The organism is Burkholderia sp. HI4860 (assembly GCF_002223045.2).
GTDB lineage: Bacteria > Pseudomonadota > Gammaproteobacteria > Burkholderiales > Burkholderiaceae > Burkholderia.
Genome location: NZ_NKFO02000003.1, coordinates 2,834,469 through 2,860,024 on the forward strand (window position 1 = coordinate 2,834,469; position 25,556 = coordinate 2,860,024).

The window sequence follows — 25,556 nt, forward strand, 5'->3', positions numbered from 1 at the left end:
ACGATTTCCGTCGCCACGCCGCTCGCGCCCGTTTCGTCATGACCGCCACCGCCCGCCCGTCGTCCGCCGCCCTGCAGGGCACGCTCTATGTTGCGCTGTCCGCCGCCGCATTCGGCGCGATGGCGATCTTCGGCCGCTACGCGTATGCGGCCGGTGTCGACGTGCTCGGGCTGCTGATTGTGCGCTTTGCGATCGGCGGCGCGGTGCTCGCCGCGATCGCCCGGCATCGCCGTGTCGCGTGGCCGCGCGGGCGTGCGCTCGCGCCGCTCGTGGCGATGGGCGCGCTCGGCTACGTCGGGCAGTCGTTCTGCTATTTCAGTGCGCTGCAGCACGCGCAGGCGAGCCTCGTCGCGCTGCTGCTGTACCTGTATCCGGCGTTCGTCACGCTGCTGGCAGCGTGGTGGCTCGGCGAGCGCCTCACGCGCGCGAAGGCCGTCGCGCTCGTGCTGTGCGTCGCGGGTTCGGCGCTGATGGTCGGCGGCGGGCATGGCGAGCCGCTCGGGATCGCGCTCGCGCTGGCCGCCGCGGTGATCTATTCGCTGTACATCGTCGGCGGCACGAAGGCGACGCGCGGCGTCGATCCGCTCGCGACCACCGCGATCATCTGCCTGTCGGCAACCGCGACGCTCGTGGCGATCGCCGTCGTGCGGACGGCCGCGTTCGGCGCGCCGCCGCGCTGGCCCGCGACGGCCGGCGGCTGGGCGTCGATGCTCGCGATCGCGCTCGTGTCGACGGTGGCGGCGATGCTCGCGTTCTTTGCCGGGCTCGAACGGCTCGGGGCCGCGCGCACGTCGATGCTGTCGACGCTCGAACCGGTCGTCACGGTCGCGCTTGCGGCGCTGCTGTTCGGCGAAGCGCTGTCGCCGCTGCAGTGGGCGGGCGGCGTCGCGATTCTGGCTGCCGTGCTGGCGCTGGTGCGCGCGGGCGGCGCGGCGGCAGACGACGCGACGGCGACGTCCAACGCATAGCCTGGACGGGGAAAGCGGGGGCGATGGTGCGAGTGGCGACGCGCTATCGTGGTTGCGGTTGCGGCTGCAGTATGCCGGCCGGTCAACGGCCGACGCGGCGCGCATCGTGCGCCCGGCCGCCGGGCGGCCTGCGACCTGTCAGCCGCGGTGGCGCATCACTCGTTCGGCGGCGGCGTCTTCGGCCGGAATTCGCACAGTGGTTCGATCGCGCAGTGCCAGCACTCGGGCTTGCGGGCCTTGCACACGTAGCGCCCGTGCAGGATCAGCCAGTGATGCGCGTCCTGCAGGAATTCCTTCGGCGTGAACTTCTCGAGCGCGGCCTCGACGGCGCGCACGTCCTTGCCCGGCGCGAGACCGGTGCGGTTCGCGACGCGGAAGATATGCGTGTCGACCGCGATCGTCGGCTGGCCGAACGCGGTGTTCAGCACGACGTTCGCGGTCTTGCGGCCGACGCCCGGCAGCCCTTCGAGCGCTTCGCGATCGGCCGGCACCTCGCCTTCGTAGCGGTCCAGCAGGATCCGGCACGTCGCGACCACGTTCTTCGCCTTGGTCCGGTACAGGCCGATCGTCTTGATGTATTCGGTGACGCCTTCTTCTCCGAGTGCGACGATTTGTCGCGGGGTATTCGCGACGGGAAACATCTTCCGCATCGCCTTGTTGACCGATACGTCGGTCGCCTGCGCGGACAGCATCACGGCGATCAGCAACTCGAACGGCGTCGAGTATTCGAGCTCGGTGGTCGGATGCGGATTGAGGCTCTGCAGCGTTTCGTAGATCGCGCGTCGTTTGCTGGCGTTCATGGAGCGTTCGGGTCGGGCGGGGCGGACGGGCCATCCGGGCCGTCGTTGCCTGCGTCGTTCTTTTCGTCGTTGCCGCTTGCGGCGGCCGCTTCGGCGTCGCGCCGGGCCTGCTGTTCGGCGAGCCGCTTGCGGCGCGCCTCGGCCGCGTCGATCTGCGCCTGGACGGCCGCGCTCACGCCTTCGGTGTTTTTCGGCACGGCGCCTTGCCCGGACAGCTCTTCCTTCTTCTTGCGCGCCCGTTCGAGCGCGGCGGCGATGATCGCGCGCTTCTTCGCTTCGGCGTCGTCCGCGGGGGCGGCGGCCGGCGCGGCGGATGGCGTTTCCGCTTGTGCCGCAGCCGGTTTCGCGGCACTCGCCGCGCGGCGTGCGGCCGCGCGCGCTTCGGCGGCCTCGCGTTCGCGGCGCTGGCGCGCGAGCCGCAGGTCGTGGTGTTTGCGTGCGGCATCGGCCTGCTCCTGGGACCACGCGTCCCAGCCGGTGCGTTCGCCGGTCACCGGCAGCATCGCGATACAGTCGACCGGGCAGGGCGGCACGCACAGGTCGCAACCGGTGCACTGCGACGCGATGATCGTGTGCATCTGCTTCGGCGCGCCGACGATCGCGTCGACCGGGCACGCCTGCATGCACAGCGTGCAGCCGATGCACAGGCTCTCGTCGATGAAGGCGACCGCGCGCGGATGCTCGCTGCCGTTGACGGGGTTCAGCGGAATCACCGGTTTGCCGAGCAGGCTCGCCAGGCGCGCGATGCCTTCGGCGCCGCCGGGCGGGCACTGGTTGTAGTTCGCATCGCCGGCGGCGATCGCCTCGGCGTACGGGCGGCAGCCGTTATAGCCGCACTTCGTGCATTGCGTCTGGGGAAGCAGATCTTCGATGCGATCTGCGAGTGTTTTGGAATCGGTCACGGTGACAACGGGCGCAGCGGCGCCGAATGGCTCTCGGCCGCGTCGGGCGCGGCCGGAAAGGTTTGCCAAAGCTCGATTATCGCCGATTTCCCGCATTGCGCTGGACGCCGTCTGTGCGCATAATCGAACCGCTTTTTTGCAGGGGCTCAGCAGGAGGGCGGCCGCCCGCGGCGCGCCCGTTCCAGGGCGGCCGGCGCCAAGGCGGTGGGGGTGCCGGTTCGGATCAAGCGGCTCACATAGCAAAACGCCACCATGAATCAGCCAAAAATCAAAAGAGATCCTGAAGGTACGCGCCGCCGCATCCTGATGGCGGCAGCCGAAGAGTTCGCGAGTGGAGGGCTGTTCGGCGCGCGCGTCGATCAGATCGCGCGCCGGGCCGAAACCAACGAGCGCATGCTCTATTACTACTTCGGCAGCAAGGAACAGCTGTTCACGGCGGTGCTCGAACACGCGTTCTCCGCGCTCACCGAGGCCGAGCGCGAGCTCGATCTCGATGGTGTCGCGCCGGTCGAAGCCGTCACGCGGCTCGCGCATTTCGTTTGGGACTACTACCGCGACCACCCGGAACTGCTCAGGCTCATCAACAACGAGAACCTGCACGAAGCGCGCTACCTGCACAAGTCGACGCGGATCCGCGAGATGATGTCGCCGATCGTCGCGAAGCTCGGCAACGTGCTGACGCGCGGCCAGAAAGCCGGGCTGTTCCGCACCGACGTCGATCCGCTGCGCTTCTACGTGACGCTGTCGGGGCTCGGCTACTACATCGTGTCGAACCGCTTCACGCTCGCCGCGACGCTCGGCCGCGACTTCACCGACGCCGACGAGCGCGCCGAGATGGTACGGATGAACACCGAAGTGCTGCTCGCGTATCTGCTGCGGCGCTGATGCGCTGACCGCGCTGAAGCGGCCGCACGATGTAAAAACGCCGCCGTGCGCAGGCAACGGCGGCGTTTTTTCGTCGGAACGCGGTGCGTCAGGCGGCCTTGCGCGTGCGCACGGCTTTTGCGCGCGGGCTGCCGGCGGCCGCGCGTTTCGCGGCCGGTGCGGCCTTGGCGGGGGCGGCGGCCTTCGCCGGTGCCTTCGCGCGCTTCGCTGCCGTGGCGCGCGTCGTTTCGGCCGGTGCGTCGCCGGCCGGCACGGCGGAGAGCGTCTTGGCGGCCGGCGTTTTCGGCACATCCTTCGTCGCACCGTGCTTCGGCTCCGGTGCATGCTCGCGGATGAAATCGCGCAGTTGTGGATAGATGATCGTGCGCCAGCGGCGGCCCGAGAAAATCCCGTAGTGCCCGCACTTCTCGGCGGTCAGGCTGCGGCGCTGGTCCTGCGGGATGCCCGTGCACAGCTCGTGCGCGACGTGCGTCTGGCCGCTGCCCGAGATGTCGTCGAGTTCGCCCTCGATCGTCATCAGCGCGGTGTGCCGGATGTCCTGCGGACGCACGCGCTCGCCTTCGACGTCCCACGTGCCTTCGGCCAGGCGGAATTCCTGGAACACGACGCGGATCGTCTCGAGGTAATACTCGGCGGCCATGTCGAGCACCGCGTTGTATTCGTCATAGAAGCGGCGGTGCGCTTCGGCGTCGTCCTCGTCGCCGCGCAGCAGGCTCTGGTAGAAATCCCAATGCGATTGCGCATGCCGCTCCGGGTTCATCGCGACGAAGCCCGTGTGCTGCAGGAAGCCCGGATACACCTGGCGGCCTTCGCCCGGATAGTTCGCCGGCACCGTGTGGATCACGTTGTTCTCGAACCATGCGGTGGAGTGCTGCGTGGCGAGCGAGTTCACCGACGTCGGGCTGCGGCGCGCATCGATCGGGCCGCCCATCATCGTCATCGTGAGCGGCGTGTCCTCGCCGCGGCTCGCCATCAGCGAGATCGCCGCGAGCACCGGTACCGTCGGCTGGCACACCGAGATCACGTGCAGGTTGCGCGCGCCGATGTGACGGATGAACTCCTGGATGTACGCGATGTAGTCGTGCAGGTGGAACGGGCCGGTCTCGACCGGCACCATCCGCGCGTCGATCCAGTCGGTGACGTAGACCTTGTGATCCTGCAGCAGCGTGCGCACGGTGTCGCGCAGCAGCGTCGAGTGGTGGCCCGACAGCGGTGCGCAGACCAGCACGACCGGTTCGTCCTTCAGTTGCGTGACGGCGTCGGCGTCGTCCGAATAGCGCTTGAAGCGCAGCAGCCGGCAGAACGGCTTCTCGACGATCGTCTGCTCGACGATCGGGATGTTGTGGCCGTCCTTGACGATCTGATGAATGTTGAATTCGGGCTTCTCGTAATCCTTGCCGAGCCGGTACATCAGCTCGTACGCGGCGGCCATCCGCGGCGCGCCGGGCATCAGCGAGAACGGGCTGGACGGATTGGCGAACGATTTGGACGCGGCCTGGGCCCAGGCCGTCAGCGGGCTCAGCATGGCGCGCTGGAATTCGTGCAGTTGGTAAAGCATGCAGACTACTCCCGCGTGGGGGACGGTGCGCAAGGGCGGCGTGGGGCGTCGCGGCGTGCCGTGTGGGTCAGCGACCGGCCATGTTGCATTGCAGCCGGACAATCGCGTCGATCATATCGGACAACGATGGGTGGTGCAATGCAACATTTCCCCGATTTTTCATCAAAGTTTTGCGATTTGACGTTATCTGACCAAGCCGCTCGCGCCCCCGTTCAGCGCCCCGTCGCCACGGCCGGCGCAGGCTGGCCGGCCGCGCGCGCCATTGCGTCCTCGTGGTGCATCAGGTTCATCGCGGTATGCACGAGCGCTACGTGCGAGAACGCCTGCGGGAAGTTGCCGACGAGCCGCCCGGCCACCGGGTCGTACTCCTCGGCGAGCAGCCCGAGATCGTTCGACAGCGCGAGCAGCCGGCTGAACAGGCGGTGCGCGTCGTCGATCCGGCCCAGCAGCGCGTAGTTGTCGACCAGCCAGAAGCTGCACGCGAGAAACGTGCCTTCGCCGGGCGGCAGGCCGTCGTCGTATTCGGTCGTGCGGTAGCGCATCACGAGCCCGTCGTGCAGCAATTCCCGCTCGATCGCCTCGACCGTCCCGACGATGCGCGGATCTTCCGGCGGCAGGAAGCCGAGCAGCGGCATCAGCAGCACGCTGGCGTCGAGCTCGTCGCTGCCGTAGCTCTGTGCAAACGCCTGTTTGCTTTCATGCCACGCGTTGGCGCACACGTCGGCATGGATCTGGTCGCGCAGCGCGCGCCAGCGGTCGAGCGAGCCGGGCAGCCGGAACATCTCCGCCGACTTGATCGCGCGGTCGAACGCGACCCACGCCATTACCTTCGAGAACGTGAAATGGCGGCGCCCGCCGCGCGTTTCCCAGATGCCTTCGTCGGGCTCCTGCCAGATCTTCTCGAGATGGTCGAGCAGCGCGCACTGCACGGACCAGACCGTGTCGTCGGCCTGCAGGCCGCCCACCCGCGCGAGGTGCAGCGCGGCCATCACCTCGCCGAACACGTCGAGCTGGAGCTGGTTCGCGGCGCCGTTGCCGATGCGCACCGGCTTCGAGTCCTGGTAGCCGGGCAGCCAGTCGAGCTCCATTTCCGGCAACCGGCGTTCGCCGGCGATCCCGTACATGATCTGGATCTGCTCGGGCGAGCCGGCCATCACGCGGCCGAGCCACGTGCGCCATGCGCGAGCCTCGTCGTAGTAGCCGCCGCGCATCAGCGCGAGCAGCGTGATCGTCGCGTCGCGCAGCCAGCAGTAGCGGTAGTCCCAGTTGCGGTTGCCGCCGATCTTCTCGGGCAGCGACGTGGTCGGCGCCGCGACGATGCCGCCGGTCGGCTCGTACGCGAGCGCCTTCAGCGTGATCAGCGAGCGGCGCACGGCGGCCGCGTAGCGGCCCTGCACCTGGCAGCGGCCCGACCATTCGAGCCAGTAGTTCTCGGTACGCGCGAGCATCGACAGCGGGTCGCGGGCGGGCGGCAGCCGCAGGTGGGATGCCGCGTAGCTGAGCGAGAACGGCACGCGCTCGTCGGCGCTCACCGTGAATTCCGCGAGCGTGTGGAGATTCTTGCCGGTGAGCGGCACCGGCGTGCGCAGCACGACGGTGTCGGGGCCCGCGATCGCCTTCATGCCGTCCTCGCGGGTCAGCTGCGTGACCCACGGGATCGAGAAGCCGTAGTCGAAGCGCAACACCAGCTCCATGCGCATCTTCATCGTGCCGTGGCGGCCGACGACGATCCGCACCAGTTCGGACCAGCCGTTGCCGGGCGGCATGAAGTCGACCACGGTGACCGCGCCGTCGGCGCTTTCGTAGTCGGTTTCGAGAATCAGCGTGTCGCCGCGATAGCGGCGCGTCGTGTGCGTGATCGCGGCGTCGGCGGCCGGCGCGAGCAGCCAGCGGCCGTGCTCGGGGGTGCCGAGAAGCGCCGCGAAGCAGGCGCCCGAATCGAAGCGGGGCCAGCACAGCCAGTCGACGGAGCCGTCTTTTGCGATCAGCGCGGCGGTGTGGCCGTCGCCGACGAGGGCGTAGTCTTCGATCAGGGCAGGCATGGGCAGGCGATCCTTGGGTATTCGAGTTCACAATGCGGACGACGGCGGCCGAGGCTTCACGCGCTGGCACCGCGCCCCGTATACTCGGCCGGGCGGCGGAGCGCATGAACGGCCGGCGTTTCGTCCTATCTCAACACTTGAAGCGACTCGATGCAAGGAGGATTCAATGCCCAACCGTTTACGCGAGCGTGACGCACGCGCTTCGACACGAGGGTTCCCGCTTAGGCTCGCTCACTGGATGAAAGGTTTCGCGATCGTGCTTTCCCTTTCCGCGACCCACGCATTTGCGCAGCAAGCGCCCGCCCCGGCCGACGGCGTCTACAACCTGCTCGTCGGCACCTATACGGGCGGCGGCAGCGACGGCATCTATGTTTACCGCTTCGATACGAAAACCGGCAGCGTTGCGCCCGTGTCGTCGGCGAAGACCGTGAATCCGTCGTATCTGTTGCCGAGCCGCGACGGTCGCACCGTCTACGCGGTCAACGAATTGCCCGGCGACGACGGGCCGGCGACGACGCGCGGCGGCGTCAGCGCGTTCCGCTTCGACGCGAAGACGGGCGCGTTGAGCTTCATCGATCGCGTGTCGTCGGAAGGGAACGATCCTTGCTATCTCGCGCTGTCGCCCGACGGCAAGTACCTCGTGACCGCCAACTACTCGGTCGCGAAGGATCCGGGCGGCAGCTTCGCGGTGTTTCCGCTGCGCGACGACGGCGCGGTCGGGCAGGCCGCGCTGACCGTGCACCATGAAGGCACGGGGCCCGTGAAGGGCCGCCAGGACGGCGCGCACGTGCATTCGACGGTGTTTTCGCCGGACGGCCGTTACCTGTTCGTGCAGGATCTCGGCGCGGACAAGATCTACGGCTACCGCTATACGGTGGACGGCAGCCGCGGGCTGATCAGCCCGACGGACACGCGCTACACGCCGGTGAAGGCGGGCTCGGGCCCGCGTCACATGGTGTTCGGCGCCGACGGCCGGTATGCGTACGTGACGAGCGAGCTCAACGCGTCGGTCGAGGTGTTCGGCTACCACGACGGCAAGCTGACGCCGGTCGAGACCGTGTCGATGACCGCGCCGGGCTTCAAGGGCAAGGTCGGCGGCGGTGCGATCCACCTGTCGCCGGACGGCCGCTTCCTGTACGTGAGCAACCGCGGCGACGCGAACGACCTGGTGATCTACGCGGTGAACCAGGCCGACGGCCGGTTGAAGCCGGTCGGCCGCCAGTCGAGCCTCGGCAAGACGCCGCGCGAGTTCCTGATCGATCCGACCGGCAAGTGGCTGATCGTCGGCAACCAGGACAGCGATACGTTCTACGTGTTCAGCCGCAATGTCGAAACGGGGCAGCTCGGCCCGAATCCGCAGAAGGTGGCGGTCGGCAAGCCGGTCGACTTCAAGCTGGTGCCGGTCGCGCAGTAAATCGCGGCCGATTCCCGGTCGATGCAAGAAGGGCGCTGCCGATGCAGCGCCCTTCGTTTTTCGGGGCAGCCGGTTTCCCGGCGTGCCCGTATCGGTTGACGGCGGCCGCCCGGCTGCGGCGCTCAGTCGGCCGCGGCCGGCACGAGCACCTCGCGGCTGCCGTTGATGCCCATCGGCGACACGAGCCCGGCCGCCTCCATCTGCTCGACGAGGCGCGCGGCGCGGTTGTAGCCGATGCGCAACTGCCGCTGCACCGACGAGATCGACGCGCGCCGCGTGCGCACGACGAACGCGACGGCTTCGTCGTACAGCGGATCGGCTTCCGCGTCCGGCGCATCGCCGAACAGGTCCTGCGTCGCGCTGTCGGCGGCCGGGCCGTCGAGGATCCCTTCCTCGTACTGCGGCTCGCCGAACTGCTTCAGGTACTCGACGACCCGGTGCACTTCCTCGTCCGCGACGAACGCGCCGTGCACGCGCTGCGGATAACCGGTGCCCGGCGGCAGGAACAGCATGTCGCCCATCCCGAGCAGCGATTCGGCGCCCATCTGGTCGAGAATCGTGCGCGAGTCGATCTTCGACGACACCTGGAACGCGACGCGCGTCGGGATGTTCGCCTTGATCAGCCCCGTGATCACGTCGACGGACGGACGCTGCGTCGCGAGGATCAGGTGGATGCCGGCCGCACGCGCCTTCTGCGCGAGGCGGGCGATCAGTTCCTCGATCTTCTTCCCGGCGACCATCATCAGGTCGGCCAGCTCGTCGATCACGACGACGATCAGCGGCAGCGTCGACAGCGGCTCCGGATCCTCGGGCGTCAGCGAGAACGGGTTGCCGATCTTTTTTTCCTTCGCCTCGGCATCGCGGATCTTCTGGTTGAAGCCCGCGAGGTTGCGCACGCCGACGGCCGACATCAGCCGGTAGCGCTTTTCCATCTCGCCGACGCACCAGTTCAGTGCGTTCGCCGCGAGCTTCATGTCGGTGACGACCGGCGCAAGCAGGTGCGGGATCCCTTCGTAGACAGACAGCTCGAGCATCTTCGGATCGATCATGATCAGTCGCACGTCCTCGGGTGTCGCCTTGTACAGCAGCGACAGGATCATCGCGTTGATCGCGACCGACTTGCCCGAGCCCGTCGTGCCCGCGACGAGCATGTGCGGCGCCTTCGCGAGATCGGTGACGACCGGGTGGCCGGTGATGTCCTTGCCCATCGCGATCGTCAGCTGCGAGGCCGAGTGCTGGTACGGGCGCGACTCGAGAATTTCCGACAGGCGGATCATCTGGCGCTTCGCGTTCGGCAGCTCGAGGCCCATGCAGGTCTTGCCGGGAATCGTCTCGACGACGCGGATCGACGTGAGGCCGAGGCCGCGCGACAGGTCCTTCATCAGCCCGACGATCTGGCTGCCGCGCACGCCGAGCGCGGGTTCGATCTCGAAGCGCGTGATCACGGGGCCGGCCGACGCGCCGACCACCGTCACCGGCACCTTGAATTCCTGCAGCCGCTGTTCGATCACCTGTGCGGTTTGCGCGAGGTGTTCGTCGGTGATCGTTTCGATGTCGCCGGACGCGGACGCGGGCTCGAGCAGGTCGAGCGTCGGCAGTTCGACGCTGAACGACGCGGGTGCGTGGAATTCGAAGGCGTTCGGGCGCGGCTGGCGCGCGGGGGTGTCGGGGGCGGGCGAGCCGGCTGCGGCAGGTGCGGCCGATTCGGTTGCCGGGGTGGTTGCTTCGGCCGGCGGGGCAGTGAAGGTCGCCGGTGCGGACAGGCTCGCGCCGGGGATCGTTGCTGCGGGTTGCGGCGGCGCCACGGGCGAGGTGGCTGACGGTGCTGCGGAGACATTCGACACGGACCAGCTTGCCGGCGACGAGGTCGCGGCGGCCGGGGGGGCGAACGTCGTGGCTTCGACGGCTGCAGGTGCGGAAGCGAGCGACGGAGCCAGCGCCGCAGTGGTTGCGCCGAAGGACGTCAGCGAGCCGGCCGGAGCGACGGGCGAGTTGGCGATCGGTTGCGCGGGAGTCGCCGCGTCGGTGATGATCGGTGCGACCGCGCCGGAGGACGTTGCCGTCGTGGCGACAGGGGCGGGCGACACGGGCAGGCCTGCGACCGGCTGCGATGCGGCGCCGGTGGGGGCGAATGTGCCGAATGTCGTACCGGTCGACGAGGTCGACGGGGTCGACGGGATGGCCGGATGCGTCGGGGCAAGCGCGGCGGAGGGAGCCGCGACCGAGCCGGACACGACATTCACGGGCGTCGAGGGAGCGGCCGCCGGCGCGCTCGAACCGGATGCCGAGGCCGTCGGGCTGGCTGTCGACGGCGTCACGGCGGGCGATGCGGATGTTGATGCGCGGGGGAACGAACCGTAAGTCGTGTCCGCAACCGTTGATGCCGACGCGGCTGGCTGCGAGAGCGAGGTGGACGCAGTGCCGGTTACGTTGATCGGAGATGCCGACGTGACGGGGGCTGTGTTCGATGCAGAAGCGGCCGGCTGCGAAAGCGAAGCCGACGCAGCGCCGGTCATGCTGATCGGGGATGTCGGCGCGACGGGTGCCGTGTTCGATGCCGACGCGGCCGGTTTCGGAAGCGAGGCCGACGTGGCGCCGGTCACGCTGATCGGGGATGCCGGCGCGACGGATGCAGCGTTCGATGTCGAAGCGGCAGGCTGCGAAAGCGGAGCCGACGCGGCGCCGGTCACGCCGACGGGGGATGCTGGCGCGACGGGGGCAGCATTCGATGTCGAAGCGGCCGGTTGCGAAAGCGAGGTCGACGCAGCGCCGGTTACGCCGATCGCAGATGCCGACGGAACGGCTGCAACGGTCGACGCAGCCGGTTGTGCCGGCGAACCGGATGCCGTGTTGATCACACCATCCGACAAAGCGGTAAAGGCGACAGGCGCGATGCCCGAGGCGGATGCAGGCGCTTGCGCGGTCGAACCGTGCGCGGTGCCGACGAGCGGCGACGCAGCTGCCGAAACGGTTTGCGTGGCGGCAAACGGATGAGCGGCAACCGGCGACTTCGGCACTTCCTCGGTGACAGGCGTATTCGTCGTAGCCGGTTGCGCCGTCGAAGGCGTCCACGTCCGTGCTGTCGCCGGTGCGGTGCCTTGAGCGATTGCCGCCGGCGGCGCCGCAGGTTCCACCGTGTTCGACTTGGCAGCTTCCAGTGCGGCACTCGATGCGGCCGGTACCGCCGCCGCAAATGGCCTGGTTTCGGCACTTGCGCGCGGCGTCGTTTCGGCGATCGGCGAAGCGGGGAGGGCCGCGAACGGCGAGATTTTCCCAGCGGGCGGCACGTCGGCGTGCGCATCAGCGATGCCCTGCGGCACGCTGGTCGATGCGGTGCGATCGATTGCAGGAGCGGATTGCGCGGTGGACTTGTCGTCGGTATCGAACGATGCCGGCGGGTTGCTCGTGGTGAGGACTTGGGCCGCCTCGGGCGTTGCTTGCGCGAAGGCGGCATGGGCCGGTTCCGATCCCGTCACATCGGTCGATGATTCGGCGACCGGGTTCCAGGCGGACGCATCGAACGCGGAAACCGGTTGGCTGGCGAGGTCCTCCCACGGCGCGAGGTCGATGGGCGCGTCGAACGTCGGCGCGGGCGAGATTCCCCCCGATGCCGGTGCGGCAGCGGCATCGTCGGCGTGCCGGATCTCGTCATTGGCGTGATGCGGGCGCGCGGCATCGTCGCTACCCGTATTCGACAAGGCGTGCGGTGCGGCGGTGTCGAACGTCACGGCGCCTGCATCGGCGACTGGTGCACGGACAGCGGGGGCTGCCGGATTGAATGCGTCGAGCACGATCGGTGCGTTGTCGTCGTACGCCGGCGCCGGATCGTGGGCGAGCGGAGTACTGGCGTCACGGGCTGCGAGGCCGTGGGCCGCAGAGGCGGTCCCGCCCGGCACGGCCGCGGCTGCCATGCCGGCAGCAGCCGCGGCCACACCGGCCACGGTTGCCGCGGCCGCCGCCGCGTGCCCGGCATCGTCCTGCGCACCGCCCAGCGTCGCCCACTGCGCGGTGCTGGCCTCGATCGAGCGCAGCGTGTCGTGCACGCTCGGCGCCGGCGTGATCGGCGCGGCGGGTTTTTCCGTCCAGGCATAGAGCGGTGCACGCGCCGGCGTGGGCTGCGCCGGGCGACGTCGTGCCGCATCCGGCGTCAGGCCGGCCGAACCGGCTCCCGCGGCGGGGCGTACCGGCGGGCGCTGCGGCTGCGCGATGGCCGGCCGCGGCGTGACCGTGGTACGCGGCGGGGTCGGCTTCAACGCGACGGTGGCCGGCCGCGCGGCGGTCGGCCGCGGGCGGACCGGTTCGAATCCGGCAGGAAGCGGGGCCGGATCGGGGCGCGGGACTTGCGCGTTCGCGGCTGCGCGCGCGAGGCTGGCGGTGCTGCCGGTCGTCGGCGGCGGCATCGCGCTGGCCGGCGTGATCGGCGCGGGCGGTGTCGGCATGCTGCGCTGGGGCGCCGCGGGCTTCAACCAGCCCGACGGCGCAACAGGTTCCACGTGCGGACGCGCAGGCGTGCTGCTGCGCGGCTTCGGCCGCGCCTGCGGGTCGGGTTTCCACAGCGTCGGGCGCGAATACCGGCCGTTCTGGCGGGGCGCCATCGAATTGACGGTATGCGCGGTGGTCGGCTGGACGATGTCGTCGTCGCGATGCAACGCGCTGCGCGGCAGGTCGGCGATGCCGCGCGCTTCGTCGTCACCGCCGTCGCGCGCCAGCTTGACGCCGAACGACGTATCGACCCACGCGGCGAACTGCCGCCAGCCGATGCCGGTCAGCCAGGGCAGCCCGGCGAAGAACAGCACGACCATCGCGACCGGCGTGCCGATCGGGCCGAGCACGTGGGCGAAGCCTGCCGAGAACGCATGGCCGAGCGCGTTCGTGTCGGGGCCCGACAGCGGGCTCGTCAGCGTGCAGCTCGCCACGAACACCGCGGCGAAGCCGAGCCACAGACGGATCGAGCCGCGGCCGGCAAGCCCGACACCGCCAGGCAGCATCGCCTGCACGAGACGCCAGAAGAGAAGGAGGAACCAGACGGCGGAGATGCCGAACCAGCCGAAGACAACCGTGTGCATGCTTTGAAACAGGAGTGGGGCGGGGCGCGCGGGGCGCGACCCGCCGAGTTTAACCGGCCGGCGAACAAGACTCTAACGCGGCGTGCATCCGATACACGCCGTGCGACGCGTGTGCGCGGCACACGCGCGTGGCGCGCCACGCGAAGGCGGTCGGTCGGCCTTCGCGCGCGCCGTGCATCAGGGGCTCCGGTGCGTGAAGGTGAGCGTTGCGCCGGACGTGGTCACGATCTGCAATTGCTGCGGCTCGCGCATCTGCACGCCGGTCTTGTCGACGTGGGCGAGCGCGTCGAGGTACGCGGTTTCGAGCTGGCCGCCGAGCGTATTCGGGCACGCCATCCGCGTGCCGGCGAGCGGCCCGAAGCTCAGCAGGCCGTTCTTGATCGCATAGGTGCCCATGTAGCGGTTGCAGCCCGAGAACCCGCTGGCGCGCCGGATGCCCGAGTCGGTCGACAGCGCGAGCTTGATCGGCTCGCCGTTGTCGCCGTGCGGGATCGCGCGCTGCGTGCCGTCGGCATTCAGCCAGCTGGTGAGTTCCCAGCTCGTGTCGTCGAGCAGCTGGACGGCGGCCGGGTTGTACGGGTCGGGGGCGGGGGCGGCGGAATCGGGGTGGGTCGGCATCGCGCAGGCGGCGAGAAGCGTGGCAAGCGTCAACGCACAGAGCGGCGCGCGCAGCGGGCGAAGCAGGCCGGTGCGTGCGCGTGCGGCGGCGGACAGGTGGGACATGAGCCTCGTTCCTCATCGGATTCTGATCAAGGCGTAAGAGTAACGCACCCGTGCCGCGGCAGGCGAGCCGACACTTCCCGCATGAAAACGTTCGCAGCCTGCTCGCGAGCGGCCCGCGGCCGGTTGCCGGCGCGGCGAAACGCGCAAAACCGGCGCCGTGGCGCGTGTTAACATCGGAGCCGTTTTCGTCCTCCACCAGAAGCGGGTAATCACATGCAGATCGGTCAGCGGCTCGGTACGCCGCTCTCACCCTCGGCCACGCGCGTCATGCTGCTCGGCGCCGGCGAGCTCGGCAAGGAAGTCATCATCGCGTTGCAGCGGCTCGGCGTCGAAGTCGTCGCGGTCGACCGCTATCCGGACGCACCGGGCCACCAGGTCGCGCATCGCGCGCACGTGATCGACATGACGGACGCCGCCGCGCTGCGCGCGCTCGTCGAAGCCGAACGCCCGCACCTGATCGTGCCGGAGATCGAGGCGATCGCGACCGACGCGCTCGCGGCGATCGAGGCGGCCGGCCTCGCCGAAGTGATCCCGACCGCGCGCGCGACGCAGCTCACGATGAATCGCGAAGGGATCCGCCGGCTCGCGGCCGAGGAGCTCGGCCTGCCGACCTCGCCGTATGCGTTCGCGGATTCGTTCGAGGCGTTCAGCGCGGCGGTCGCGAAGATCGGCATGCCGTGCGTCGTGAAGCCCGTGATGTCGTCGTCGGGCAAGGGGCAGTCGGTCGTGAAGACCGAGGCCGACGTGAAGCCGGCGTGGGACTACGCGATGGCGGGCGGGCGTGTGAACCACGGCCGTGTGATCGTCGAGGGCTTCGTCGATTTCGACTACGAGATCACGCAGCTCACCGTGCGCGCGATCGATCCGGCGACGAACGCCACGCGCACCTACTTCTGCGAGCCGGTCGGCCACGTGCAGGTCGCGGGCGACTACGTCGAATCGTGGCAGCCGCAGCCGATGAGCGCGGTGGCGCTCGAGAGGTCGCGCGAGATCGCGCACAAGGTCACCGAGGCACTCGGCGGGCGCGGGATGTTCGGCGTCGAGCTGTTCGTGCGCGGCGACGACGTGTGGTTCTCCGAGGTGAGCCCGCGGCCGCACGATACGGGCCTCGTCACGCTCGCGTCGCAGCGCCAGTCGGAATTCGAGCTGCACGCGCGTGCGATTCTCGGGCTGCCGGTCGATCCGGCGCTCGGTACGCCGGCCGCGTCGGCCGTGATCTACGGCGGGCTCGACGAGCGCGGGATCGCGTTCGAGGGCGTGCGCGACGCGCTTGCCGTGCCGGGCGCCGACCTGCGCCTGTTCGGCAAGCCGGAAAGTTTCGCGAAGCGGCGCATGGGCGTCGCGCTGGCGACCGGCGCAACCGTCGACGAAGCCCGCGAACGCGCGAAGCGTGCCGCCGCGGCCGTGCGGCCGGTGTCGGCCCGCTGACGTAATCGGGAGAGGACGATGACACCGAAGTGGCTGCGTATCGGAAAGCTGGCCGTCGCGCTGGCGCTTGCAGTGAACCTCGCGGGTTGCGGGCTCGCGGCCGCACCGTGCCGGGTGGCCTCGGCCGGGCTCAAGATCGTGCCGCTCGTCGGCCATGTCGCGGCCGCACCGACCGACGCGTGTGCCGACGTCATCGATCCCTGATCCCGCTACCCGACCCGCTCGCCAACAATAATCACGCGCCCCGCGAGGGCGCGTTTCCACCCGTCTCGTGAGAGGACCCGCATGATTCGCCAAACCCTCGCCGCGCTCGCGCTCGCCGGCACGGCCGTTTCCGTCGCGCATGCCGCGCAGTTGACCGTCGAAGAGATCGACGCCGATTCGCGCCAGTTCACCGTCTACCAGTGCGCGAACCAGAAGCAGCCGGTGCGCGTGTCGTACTGGCTCGCGGGCAACGGGCAGAGCTTCGCGCTCGTGCCGGTCAACGGGAAGCAGATGCTGTTCGTCGACACCGTGTCGGCGTCGGGCGCGCGCTATCAGGCCGGCCGCTATACGTGGTGGACGAAGGGCAAGGAAGCGACGCTGCGCGACGAGATCGCCGACCAGAGCGCGCCGCCGCTGCTGGGCGACTGCGTACAGGTCGAGAAGAAAAAGAAGAAGGGCTGAGCGCCGGCAGGAACGCGGATCGTGCTGCCGGTGCCGGCCGGCTCCCGGTGCCTGACGGCAGGGGGAAGCGGCCTGGCCGCCGGCGATCGGGCTTGGTGGTCACGGATCCGACCCCTGAAATCATCCGCTGGCCCATCGGGCTAGTCCGATCGGGTCATCCGCCTAGCGTGCGGGCCAGCCCTGGCCCGCCGCGCGAACCGCCATTGTGGCCGTTCGCCGCGTTGTCACGGACAGATGGCCGCGCAGTGCTACAATACGGCCCTTTCCGCCGGCATTCGCGCCGAACGGAGTCCGCACGGCCTGGCGTCCAGCGTTCACATTGAACCGGTCCCAAGCGCCAGAGCGGCGCCGCGCGGCGCGCCGCGGCTCCGTCTATTTCCGAATTGTGATGAGCGCAGGCCCGGCTGGCCTGACGCACGATGTCCCCGCCGCGCCTTTTGAGCGAAACGCCACCATGTCCGATTCTGTCGCCAAGCCCGTCGACGCAACCTTCGATCAATTCGGCCTTGCCGCCGATATCCTGAAAGCCATTGCGGAGCAGGGCTATACGACGCCGACGCCGATCCAGGCGCAGGCCATTCCGGTCGTGCTCGCCGGCCGCGACGTCATGGGCGCCGCGCAAACGGGCACCGGCAAGACCGCGAGTTTCTCGCTGCCGATCATCCAGCGCCTGCTGCCGCAGGCCAACACCAGCGCGTCTCCGGCGCGCCACCCGGTGCGTGCGCTGATCCTCACGCCGACCCGCGAACTCGCCGATCAGGTCGCCGCGAACGTGCACGCGTATGCGAAGCACACGCCGTTGCGCAGTGCGGTCGTGTTCGGCGGCGTCGACATGAACCCGCAGTCGGCAGAGTTGCGCCGCGGTGTCGAGATCCTGATCGCGACGCCGGGCCGCCTGCTCGACCACGTGCAGCAGAAGACGGCGAATCTCGGCCAGGTGCAGATCCTCGTGCTCGACGAAGCCGACCGGATGCTCGACATGGGCTTCCTGCCGGATCTGCAGCGCATCCTGAACCTGCTGCCGAAGGAGCGCCAGACGCTGCTGTTCTCGGCCACCTTCTCGGGCGAAATCAAGAAGCTCGCGTCGACTTACCTGCGCAACCCGCAGACGATCGAGGTCGCGCGCAGCAACTCGACGAACGCGAACGTCACGCAGATCGTCTACGACGTCGCCGAGGGCGACAAGCAGGCGGCCGTCGTGCAGTTGCTGCGCGATCGCGGCCTCAAGCAGGTGATCGTGTTCTGCAACAGCAAGATCGGCGCAAGCCGGCTTGCGCGCAATCTCGAGCGCGACGGCGTGGTCGCGTCGGCGATCCATGGCGACAAGACGCAGATCGAGCGGATGCAGGCGCTCGACGCGTTCAAGCGCGGCGAGATCGAGGCGCTGGTCGCGACCGACGTGGCCGCGCGCGGCCTCGACATCGCCGAACTGCCGGCCGTGATCAACTTCGACCTGCCGTTCAGCGCGGAAGACTACGTGCACCGGATCGGCCGTACCGGCCGGGCGGGTGCGACGGGCGACGCGCTGTCGCTGTGCAGCCCGAACGAGCGCAAGCAGCTCGCCGATATCGAGAAGCTGATCAAGCGTCCGCTCGAAGTGCAGACGCTCGCGCTCGACAAGCCGGCGCGCCATCGTCACGACGAGCGCGGCAACGACCGCGGCGGCGATCGCAACAGCGAGCGCGGTGGTGAACGAGGCGGTGAACGAGGCGGCCGTCGCGACCGCGACGAGCACCGCGGTGCATCGGGTCGCCGGACGGGCGGCTCGGAGCGCGGCCATCACCGTCGCCACGAAGCGCCGGTCGACGATTTCTTCCTGAAGCCGTACGAGCCGTCGACGCCGGCGAAGCAGCAAGACGACGCGCAGCCGGCGCAGCAGCCCGAGAAGAAGGGGCCGAAGCGTCAGGTCGCCGCACTGCTGGGCGGGTTCGGGATGCCGCGCAAGCCGTCGGCGTAAGCCGGGCGGACGTGACGGCGCAGCGCGTGAGCGCTGCTGGAGAAGCGGGTGCATGCGATGAGCATGTGCCCGTTTTTCATTGGGGCTGCGATTTGGCGGGGGAAGCGGGTGTGCGACGCTGGCGGGGGGATGCCGACTTCCAGCTTGGGCCCGGTCGTTGCGAAATCGGCGCGCCGCGTGCGTCAGCCGGCCTGCGGCCCGAAGCGCCTCGCCCATGCGGCCGTGGCGGCGGCATAGAACGTATCGAGGGTCGTGCCTGCGAGCGTGCCGTCGGGCGCGAGGCCCAGGTGTGCGGCCGCGGCCTGCAGCGCCGGCAGCGGATCGTTGCGTTCGAGCGCGGTCGCGCCCGTCTGCTTGCTGAGCTTTTCGCCGTTCGCATCGACGACGACGGGCACATGCAGGTATTGCGGCGTCGGCATGCCGAGGCAGTGCTGCAGGTAAATCTGGCGTGCGGTCGAGTCGAGCAGGTCGGCGCCGCGCACGACGTGCGTGATGTGCGCGTCGGCATCATCGACGACGACCGCGAGCTGGTAGGCCCATTGGCCGTCCGCGCGCTTCAGCACGAAATCGCCGACTTCGGTCGCGAGGTCCTGCGATTGCGTGTGCTGCCAGCGATCGTCGAACGTGACGAGCGCGTCGCCGCCGTCCGGCACGCGCAGCCGCCACGCGCGCGCGGGCTTGCCGTGCAGGCCGGTGCGGCAGGTGCCCGGATAGGCGAGCGTCGTGTGGCGCTCGTGCGCGGCGCGCAGCGAATCGGCGATTTCCTTGCGCGTGCAGCCGCACGGATACACGAGCCCGGCCGCGACGAGCCGTTCGAGCGCGGCCGTATACGCGGCGTCGCGCGTGCTTTGCCAGACGGGCGGCTCGTCGGGCGTCATGCCGAAATGCGCGAGCGTCGCGAGGATGTCGTCGGCGGCACCGGGCACCGTGCGCGGGCCGTCGAGATCCTCGATGCGCACGAGCCATGCGCCGCCGTGCGCGCGCGCGTCGAGCCAGCTCGCGAGTGCGCCGACCAGCGAGCCGAAATGCAGCGGGCCGGTGGGCGACGGCGCGAAGCGGCCGCGATAGCCGGTCATCGGGGCGCGGGGCAGTGCGCGCTTACGCGGCGCTGGCCGCCGGTGCGCAGGCCGGGCACGACTTGCCGGGCACGTAGCTCGGCGACTGTTGCGCTTCCGGCGTGACGACCGCGCGGCACGCGAAGCACGTGACGTTCTCGGTAGGCTGGAGCCGCGGATTCAGCGCGGTGCGGTAGTCGAACACGAAGCAGTCGCCGTGATAGTGCGCGCCGCCGACTTCCTCGAAGTACTTCAGGATCCCGCCTTCGAGCTGGTACACGTTCTCGATGCCGATTTCCTTCATGTGGATCGCGGCTTTCTCGCAGCGGATGCCGCCCGTGCAGAACGACACGACCGTCTTGCCTTCGAGGTCGGCGCGGTTCTGGTCGATCACTTCGGGGAATTCGCTGAACTTGTCGATCCGGTAGTCGAGCGCATCGTCGAACGTGCCGACGTCGACTTCGAAGGCGTTGCGCGTGTCGAGCATCACGACCGGGCGGCCCGTGTCGTCGTGGCCGCGATCGAGCCACGTCTTCAGCGTGCGCGCGTCGACGAACGGCGCGCGGCCGAGCTCCGGCTTGATCGCCGGCTTCTTCATCGTGATGATTTCGCGCTTCAGGCGCACGAGCATGCGGCGGAACGGCTGCGAGTCGGACAGGCTCTCCTTGAACTGCAGCGTCGCGAACTTGCCTTCGAACAGCGGATCGTGGCGGATGTAAGCGATGAACGCGTCGGCGGCTTCGCGCGTGCCGGCGATGAACAGGTTGATGCCTTCCGGCGCGAGCAGGATCGTGCCGCGCAGGCCGAGTTCGTTGCAGCGGGCGGTGACGAGCGGGCGCCATTGCTCGTTCGCGTCGAGCGACACGAAGTGGTAGGCGGCGAGGTTGACGATGGTCATGATGGTCCGACGGGAAAACGGCCGCACGGCGGCCCGCAAAAAAGGGTGCGAAGCCGGGGCGTGGATTCGAAAAACCGTATTATCCCGCAAACCGCGTCCGGGCCGGCACCCTGCCGTTTGGCCAGCCATGCGACGGGCGGTCGCGCGCATCGGCCGAACGGCCAGCGCGGGGATTTTTTGGGCAGCCTGCGCGGCGGGGCGGCTACAATAGCGCCCATGTCAGATCCTCGCTTCGTCCATCTTCGCGTTCACTCCGAGTTCTCGATCGCCGACGGCATCGTGCGCATTGACGACATCGTCAAGGCGGCGGCCGCGGACGGTCAGGGCGCGCTCGCGCTCACCGATCTCGGCAACGCATTCGGTCTCGTCCGTTTCTACCAGGAAGCCCGCGGCAAGGGCATTAAGCCGATCGCCGGCTGCGACGTCTGGATTGCCAATCCGGACGACCGCGACAAGCCTTCGCGGTTGCTGCTGCTCGTCAAGGACAAGGTCGGCTACCTGAATCTGTGCGAGCTGCTGTCGAAGGCGTGGCTCACGAACCAGTACCGCGGCCGTGCGGAACTCGACGCGAGCTGGCTCGACGGCGAGCGCTCTCAAGGGCTGCTCGCGCTGTCGGGCGCGCAACAGGGCGATATCGGGCTCGCGCTTGCCGCGGGCAACGAAGAAGCCGCGCGCCGGCACGCCGAGCGCTGGGCGAAAGTGTTCCCGGGCGGCTTCTACATCGAGCTGCAGCGTTACGGCCAGCCGGGCGCGGAGGCGTACATCCAGCAGGCCGCGACGCTCGCCGCGGCGCTGAAGCTGCCGGTCGTCGCGACGCACCCGACGCAGTTCATGACCGACGACGATTTCACCGCGCACGAGGCGCGCGTGTGTATCTCGGAAGGCGACATCCTCGCGAACCCGCGGCGCCAGAAGCGTTTCACGACCGACCAGTATTTCCGCACGCAGGACGACATGGTCGCGCTGTTCGCCGACCTGCCGTCGGCGATCGCGAACACCGTCGAAATCGCGAAGCGCTGCAACCTGAAGCTCGAGCTCGGCAAGCCGAAGCTGCCGCTGTTCCCGACGCCGGACGGCATGTCGCTCGACGACTACCTGGTCCAGCTGTCGAAGGAAGGGCTCGAGACCCGTCTCGCGCAGTTGTATCCGGTCGAAGCCGAGCGCGACGCGCAGCGCGACACGTACTACAAGCGCCTCGAATTCGAGTGCGGGACCATCACGAAGATGGGCTTCCCGGGCTACTTCCTGATCGTTGCGGACTTCATCAACTGGGCGAAGAACAACGGCGTGCCGGTCGGTCCGGGCCGCGGCTCGGGTGCCGGTTCGCTGGTCGCGTACGCGCTCGGCATTACCGACCTCGACCCGCTGCGCTACAACCTGCTGTTCGAGCGCTTCCTGAACCCGGAACGCGTGTCGATGCCCGACTTCGACATCGACTTCTGCCAGCACGGCCGCGACCGCGTGATCCAGTACGTGAAGGAGAAGTACGGTGCGGATGCCGTGTCGCAGATCGCCACGTTCGGCACGATGGCCGCGAAGGCGGCCGTGCGCGACATCGGCCGCGTGCTCGACCTCGGCTACATGTTCACCGACGGCATTGCGAAGCTGATCCCGTTCAAGCCGGGCAAGCACGTGACGATCGCCGACGCGATGAAGGAAGAGCCGCAGCTGCAGGAGCGCTACGACCACGAGGACGAAGTGCACCAGCTGCTCGATCTCGCGCAGCGCGTCGAGGGCCTCACGCGTAACGTCGGGATGCACGCGGGCGGCGTGCTGATCGCGCCCGGCAAGCTGACCGATTTCTGCCCGCTGTACACGCAGGGCGACGACGGCGGCGTGGTCAGCCAGTACGACAAGGACGACGTCGAAGCCGTCGGCCTCGTGAAGTTCGACTTTCTGGGCCTTACGACGCTGACGATCCTCGACTGGGCCGAGCGCTACATCCGCCGCCTCGATCCGTCGAAGGCCGACTGGTCGCTCGCGCAGGTGCCGCTCGACGATCCCGCGTCGTTCCAGATCCTCAAGAAGGCCAACACGGTCGCGGTGTTCCAGCTGGAAAGCCGCGGGATGCAGGGCATGCTGAAGGATGCGCAGCCCGACCGCTTCGAGGACATCATCGCGCTCGTGTCGTTGTATCGTCCGGGCCCGATGGACCTGATCCCGAGCTTCTGCGCACGGAAGCACGGCCGCGAGAAGGTCGAGTATCCGGATCCGCGCGTCGAACCCGTCCTGAAAGAGACCTACGGCATCATGGTCTATCAGGAGCAGGTGATGCAGATGGCGCAGATCATCGGCGGCTACTCGCTCGGCGGCGCGGACTTGCTGCGTCGCGCGATGGGCAAGAAGAAGCCCGAGGAGATGGCCAAGCACCGCGAGATCTTCGCCGAGGGTGCGGCGAAGAACGGCCTCACGCGCGAGAAGTCCGACGAGATCTTCGACTTGATGGAGAAGTTCGCGGGCTACGGCTTCAACAAGTCGCACGCGGCCGCCTATGCGCTGCTCGCGTACTACACCGCGTGGCTGAAGGCGCACCATCCGGCCGAATTCATGGCGGCCAACATGACGCTCGCGATGGACGACACCGACAAGGTGAAGATCCTGTTCGACGATTGCGTCGTGAACAACCTCGTCGTGCTGCCGCCGGACATCAACGCTTCGCATTACCGCTTCGAGCCGGTCGCCGAAGCCGACGGCAAGCGCTCGCGCACGATCCGCTACGGCCTCGGCGCGGTGAAGGGCAGCGGCCAGAACGCGATCGAGGAAATCCTGCGCGCCCGCGAGGATAAGGCGTTCACCGACCTGTTCGACTTCTGCGAGCGGATCGACCGGCGCATCGTCAACCGCCGCACGGTCGAGGCGCTGATCCGTGCCGGCGCGTTCGATTCGCTGAACACGAACCGTGCGCAGCTGATCGCGTCGGTGCCGCTGGCGATGGAAGCGGCCGATCAGGCCGAGGCGAACGCGATGCAGGCCGGCCTGTTCGACATGGGCGCCGAGTCGCCGCACGCGCATGCGCTCGTCGACGAGCCCGCGTGGGACGACAAGCGCCGCTTGCAGGAAGAAAAGGGCGCGCTCGGCTTCTACCTGTCCGGCCACCTGTTCGACGCGTATCGCGACGAAGTGCGCCGCTTCGTGCGGCAGAAGGTCGGCGACCTGAAGGAAGGGCGCGACAAGCTCGTGGCCGGCATCATCGCGTCGCTGCGCACGCAGATGACCCAGCGCGGCAAGATGCTGATCGCGCTGCTCGACGATGGCTCGGGCCAGTGCGAGATCACGATCTTCAACGAGCAGTTCGAGGCGAACAAGGCGCTGTTCAAGGAAGACGAGCTGCTGATCGTGCAGGGGCAGGCGCGCAACGATGCGTTCACGGGCGGCATCCGCTTCACGGCCGATACCGTGATGGATCTCGAGCGTGCGCGCAGCCGCTATGCGCAGGCCGTCCGGCTGACGATGAACGGCAACGCCGACGCGGCCGCATTGCGCCGCGTGCTCGAGCCGCACGTGTCGAAGGACGATCCGGCGGCGAACGTGGTCGAAGCACCGGCGCCGCGCGGCGGCGGGCGCGATGGCGGTCGTCGCCCGCAGGCGCCGCTGCCGAACGGGCTTGCGGTGCAGGTCCACTACAGCAACGCGCGGGCACAGGGTGAAATGCGCCTCGGCGACGCATGGCGCGTGAAGCCGAGCGACGTGCTGCTCGCGGAGCTGCGCGCGACGTTCGACGGCAGCGTCGTCGAAATCACGTACTGATCGCGCCTTCACCGAACGGCTGTCGCGCCATGCGGCCCGTCGCATCGCCATCGTGCGGTGCGGCGGGCCGTTTTTGCAGGTTCACGCAAGCGGGTCTTGGGCTGGCCATCCGGACGCTATACAATCCGGCGCTAGCCGCACGAACGCGGCGCTGACCGCCGCTTGTCCGGCGGATTGCGCCGGTATCGCGCACAAAAGCGGGGGCGGATCCGTGCGGCGAGCCGCGATAGGCGCCCAGGCCGTCCGGGAACCGGATGCCGTGAAACGGCTCGTCGCGACGACCAAAACTGACAGTCCCCACATGACCATGGCCAAGGCGAACCCGACGCAGCGGATCCTCGTGATCCGGATCGATTTTCTGGGCGACATGCTGTGCACAACGGCGTTTCTCCGCGCGCTGAAGGAGCGCTGGCCCGGCGCGGAACTCCATGTGGTCGCGAACCGCTACAACGCGGCCGCGCTGGACGGAAACCCGGACGTCGACGCGATCCACACCTACGTCTATAGCCGTCAATGCGAGCGCAACGACCGTCCCGGGCGGATGCGCGCGTTCTTCGACCGGCTGCGCCTGGTGCGTCGCCTGCGTCGCTTGCGGTTCGACCTCGTGGTCGTGCCGAACGGCGGCATGCATCGCAGCAGCATGCAGTTCGCGCGCGAGATCGGTGCGAAGGATTGCCGCTGGCACGATGCCGAGACGGAATTCGACGATCGCAAGCCCGAGCATGTCGCCGAGCGGCCGATGTGCCACGAGGCGTTGTCGGGTTTCCGGCTCGTACCCGAACTCGGCCGCGTCGACGTCGACCGCCTCGCGTTGTCGGTTCATCCCGACGGCGCGCTGCAGGACGCGTGGTACCGGCTGCTCGGCGCACGCACGAAGCCGCGCGTCGGGTTGTTCGTCACGAACAAGGCGGTCGAGCGCCGCTGGCCGGCCGATCGTTGGCGCGACCTCGCCGCGCGTCTCGCGCCGCATGCCGACGTGATCGTGTTCCGCGACCCGGCCGTCGGCCATGCACCCGAGGACGACTCGTGGCGCGACGTGTGCGCGCGCCATGTTGCGCCGTCGTCGGTCGCCGAGCTGGTAGCCGCGGCGAGCCTGCTCGATGTGATCGTCTCGGCCGACAGCGCCCCCGTGCATCTCGCGTCGGCGCTTGGCGTGCCCGTCGCCGCGCTGTTCGAGGACCGTCCCGAGAAATACCTGCGCTGGCATCCGCTCGGTGTGCCGCACGTGATCCTGCGCGCCGGTGCGACCGTCGACGCGATCGGCGTCGACGCGGTCGAGCGGGCAGTGAATCACCTGCTGCCGCAGGCCGCCCATCGCGACGAACCGTTGGCAGACGCCGTACCCGCGCAGCCGGTGGCTGCCGCTGCGACGCCGGTGGTCATGACCGTCGCTTCGTAGCGCCACGGGTATCGCAGGCACCGCGTACGCCACCGGCGCGCGGTGCGC

General features: G+C 68.9%; 17 protein-coding genes. 9 read left to right on the plus strand and 8 right to left on the minus strand.

Annotated features, from left to right (window positions below; translation table 11 throughout):
• Nucleotides 1-38: 38 nt before the first annotated feature.
• Nucleotides 39-968 carry a DMT family transporter gene (locus CFB34_RS28535; RefSeq protein ID WP_089440719.1) on the plus strand — a complete coding sequence of 310 codons (930 nt, stop codon included), beginning with the start codon at nucleotides 39-41 and terminating at the stop codon, nucleotides 966-968.
• 155 nt (nucleotides 969-1,123) lie between these two features.
• Here the strand turns inward: CFB34_RS28535 and nth are convergent, their stop codons facing one another.
• Both nth and rsxB read right to left on the minus strand, forming a co-directional pair.
• Nucleotides 1,124-1,768 carry an endonuclease III gene (nth, locus tag CFB34_RS28540; protein ID WP_089440718.1) on the minus strand — a complete coding sequence of 215 codons (645 nt, stop codon included), beginning with the start codon at nucleotides 1,766-1,768 and terminating at the stop codon, nucleotides 1,124-1,126.
• The gene (gene rsxB / locus CFB34_RS28545; RefSeq protein WP_089440717.1) at nucleotides 1,765-2,766 is read right to left on the minus strand and encodes an electron transport complex subunit RsxB; all 1,002 of its coding nucleotides are present in this window, start codon (nucleotides 2,764-2,766) and stop codon (nucleotides 1,765-1,767) included. Before rsxB ends, nth begins: the two co-directional genes overlap by 4 nt.
• Before the next feature lie 156 nt (nucleotides 2,767-2,922).
• Here rsxB and CFB34_RS28550 point away from each other — a divergent pair, with 156 nt between their 5' ends.
• Nucleotides 2,923-3,555, plus strand: a complete 633-nt coding sequence (locus tag CFB34_RS28550) for a TetR family transcriptional regulator (RefSeq protein ID WP_039370405.1) — start codon at nucleotides 2,923-2,925, stop codon at nucleotides 3,553-3,555.
• Between the two features lie 88 nt (nucleotides 3,556-3,643).
• Here CFB34_RS28550 and phaZ read toward each other — a convergent pair whose 3' ends face one another.
• Together phaZ and CFB34_RS28560 are read right to left on the minus strand one after the other, a co-directional pair.
• A complete protein-coding gene (gene phaZ, locus CFB34_RS28555; RefSeq protein WP_089440716.1) occupies nucleotides 3,644-5,113 on the minus strand; it encodes a polyhydroxyalkanoate depolymerase in 1,470 nt (489 codons plus the stop codon).
• Between the two features lie 212 nt (nucleotides 5,114-5,325).
• Nucleotides 5,326-7,155, minus strand: coding sequence for a glycoside hydrolase family 15 protein (locus CFB34_RS28560; RefSeq protein ID WP_089440715.1), 1,830 nt, complete (start codon nucleotides 7,153-7,155; stop codon nucleotides 5,326-5,328).
• A 166-nt stretch (nucleotides 7,156-7,321) separates the two neighbouring features.
• Between CFB34_RS28560 and CFB34_RS28565 the strand changes: the two genes are divergently transcribed.
• Complete coding sequence (locus CFB34_RS28565) at nucleotides 7,322-8,569, plus strand: lactonase family protein (protein ID WP_089440714.1); 1,248 nt, start codon at nucleotides 7,322-7,324, stop codon at nucleotides 8,567-8,569.
• 122 nt (nucleotides 8,570-8,691) lie between these two features.
• On the opposite strand, the gene CFB34_RS28570 is transcribed toward CFB34_RS28565, so the two are convergent.
• The gene (locus tag CFB34_RS28570; protein WP_089440713.1) at nucleotides 8,692-13,635 is read right to left on the minus strand and encodes a DNA translocase FtsK; all 4,944 of its coding nucleotides are present in this window, start codon (nucleotides 13,633-13,635) and stop codon (nucleotides 8,692-8,694) included.
• 177 nt (nucleotides 13,636-13,812) lie between these two features.
• Nucleotides 13,813-14,358, minus strand: coding sequence for an META domain-containing protein (locus tag CFB34_RS28575; protein WP_089440712.1), 546 nt, complete (start codon nucleotides 14,356-14,358; stop codon nucleotides 13,813-13,815).
• A gap of 213 nt (nucleotides 14,359-14,571) precedes the next feature.
• Here CFB34_RS28575 and purT point away from each other — a divergent pair, with 213 nt between their 5' ends.
• The 4 genes from purT (at nucleotide 14,572) to CFB34_RS28595 (ending at nucleotide 18,409) form a co-directional block, all read left to right on the plus strand.
• Nucleotides 14,572-15,786 carry a formate-dependent phosphoribosylglycinamide formyltransferase gene (purT, locus tag CFB34_RS28580; protein ID WP_089440711.1) on the plus strand — a complete coding sequence of 405 codons (1,215 nt, stop codon included), beginning with the start codon at nucleotides 14,572-14,574 and terminating at the stop codon, nucleotides 15,784-15,786.
• 18 nt (nucleotides 15,787-15,804) lie between these two features.
• Entirely contained in the window at nucleotides 15,805-15,990 is a 186-nt protein-coding gene (locus CFB34_RS28585) for a DUF6726 family protein (RefSeq protein ID WP_089426022.1), read from the plus strand.
• A gap of 81 nt (nucleotides 15,991-16,071) precedes the next feature.
• Nucleotides 16,072-16,452 (plus strand): MliC family protein, encoded by a 381-nt coding sequence (locus CFB34_RS28590; RefSeq protein WP_089440710.1) that lies wholly within the window; start codon nucleotides 16,072-16,074, stop codon nucleotides 16,450-16,452.
• Between the two features lie 388 nt (nucleotides 16,453-16,840).
• Entirely contained in the window at nucleotides 16,841-18,409 is a 1,569-nt protein-coding gene (locus CFB34_RS28595; protein ID WP_089440709.1) for a DEAD/DEAH box helicase, read from the plus strand.
• Between the two features lie 182 nt (nucleotides 18,410-18,591).
• Here CFB34_RS28595 and gluQRS read toward each other — a convergent pair whose 3' ends face one another.
• Together gluQRS and CFB34_RS28605 are read right to left on the minus strand one after the other, a co-directional pair.
• Nucleotides 18,592-19,485 (minus strand): tRNA glutamyl-Q(34) synthetase GluQRS, encoded by an 894-nt coding sequence (gluQRS, locus tag CFB34_RS28600; protein ID WP_089440708.1) that lies wholly within the window; start codon nucleotides 19,483-19,485, stop codon nucleotides 18,592-18,594.
• Nucleotides 19,486-19,507: 22 nt separating this feature from the next.
• Nucleotides 19,508-20,362: a sulfurtransferase gene (locus CFB34_RS28605; RefSeq protein WP_089440707.1), complete on the minus strand. Its 855-nt coding sequence runs from the start codon at nucleotides 20,360-20,362 to the stop codon at nucleotides 19,508-19,510.
• A gap of 216 nt (nucleotides 20,363-20,578) precedes the next feature.
• Between CFB34_RS28605 and dnaE the strand changes: the two genes are divergently transcribed.
• The gene (dnaE, locus tag CFB34_RS28610; protein WP_089440706.1) at nucleotides 20,579-24,109 is read left to right on the plus strand and encodes a DNA polymerase III subunit alpha; all 3,531 of its coding nucleotides are present in this window, start codon (nucleotides 20,579-20,581) and stop codon (nucleotides 24,107-24,109) included.
• Nucleotides 24,110-24,416: 307 nt separating this feature from the next.
• Nucleotides 24,417-25,508 carry a glycosyltransferase family 9 protein gene (locus tag CFB34_RS28615; RefSeq protein WP_089440705.1) on the plus strand — a complete coding sequence of 364 codons (1,092 nt, stop codon included), beginning with the start codon at nucleotides 24,417-24,419 and terminating at the stop codon, nucleotides 25,506-25,508.
• Nucleotides 25,509-25,556: the final 48 nt, after the last annotated feature.

Coding starts and splice junctions, on each gene's coding strand:
- CFB34_RS28570 (WP_089440713.1), bottom strand. CDS start 13,635: ATGCACACGGTTGTCTTCGGCTGGTTCGGCATCTCCGCCGTCTGGTTC.
- CFB34_RS28535 (WP_089440719.1), top strand. CDS start 39: ATGACCGCCACCGCCCGCCCGTCGTCCGCCGCCCTGCAGGGCACGCTC.
- nth (WP_089440718.1), bottom strand. CDS start 1,768: ATGAACGCCAGCAAACGACGCGCGATCTACGAAACGCTGCAGAGCCTC.
- CFB34_RS28595 (WP_089440709.1), top strand. CDS start 16,841: ATGAGCGCAGGCCCGGCTGGCCTGACGCACGATGTCCCCGCCGCGCCT.
- CFB34_RS28550 (WP_039370405.1), top strand. CDS start 2,923: ATGAATCAGCCAAAAATCAAAAGAGATCCTGAAGGTACGCGCCGCCGC.
- CFB34_RS28575 (WP_089440712.1), bottom strand. CDS start 14,358: ATGTCCCACCTGTCCGCCGCCGCACGCGCACGCACCGGCCTGCTTCGC.
- CFB34_RS28560 (WP_089440715.1), bottom strand. CDS start 7,155: ATGCCTGCCCTGATCGAAGACTACGCCCTCGTCGGCGACGGCCACACC.
- CFB34_RS28615 (WP_089440705.1), top strand. CDS start 24,417: ATGGCCAAGGCGAACCCGACGCAGCGGATCCTCGTGATCCGGATCGAT.
- dnaE (WP_089440706.1), top strand. CDS start 20,579: ATGTCAGATCCTCGCTTCGTCCATCTTCGCGTTCACTCCGAGTTCTCG.
- CFB34_RS28590 (WP_089440710.1), top strand. CDS start 16,072: ATGATTCGCCAAACCCTCGCCGCGCTCGCGCTCGCCGGCACGGCCGTT.
- phaZ (WP_089440716.1), bottom strand. CDS start 5,113: ATGCTTTACCAACTGCACGAATTCCAGCGCGCCATGCTGAGCCCGCTG.
- CFB34_RS28585 (WP_089426022.1), top strand. CDS start 15,805: ATGACACCGAAGTGGCTGCGTATCGGAAAGCTGGCCGTCGCGCTGGCG.
- gluQRS (WP_089440708.1), bottom strand. CDS start 19,485: ATGACCGGCTATCGCGGCCGCTTCGCGCCGTCGCCCACCGGCCCGCTG.
- rsxB (WP_089440717.1), bottom strand. CDS start 2,766: ATGCGGGAAATCGGCGATAATCGAGCTTTGGCAAACCTTTCCGGCCGC.
- purT (WP_089440711.1), top strand. CDS start 14,572: ATGCAGATCGGTCAGCGGCTCGGTACGCCGCTCTCACCCTCGGCCACG.
- CFB34_RS28605 (WP_089440707.1), bottom strand. CDS start 20,362: ATGACCATCGTCAACCTCGCCGCCTACCACTTCGTGTCGCTCGACGCG.
- CFB34_RS28565 (WP_089440714.1), top strand. CDS start 7,322: ATGCCCAACCGTTTACGCGAGCGTGACGCACGCGCTTCGACACGAGGG.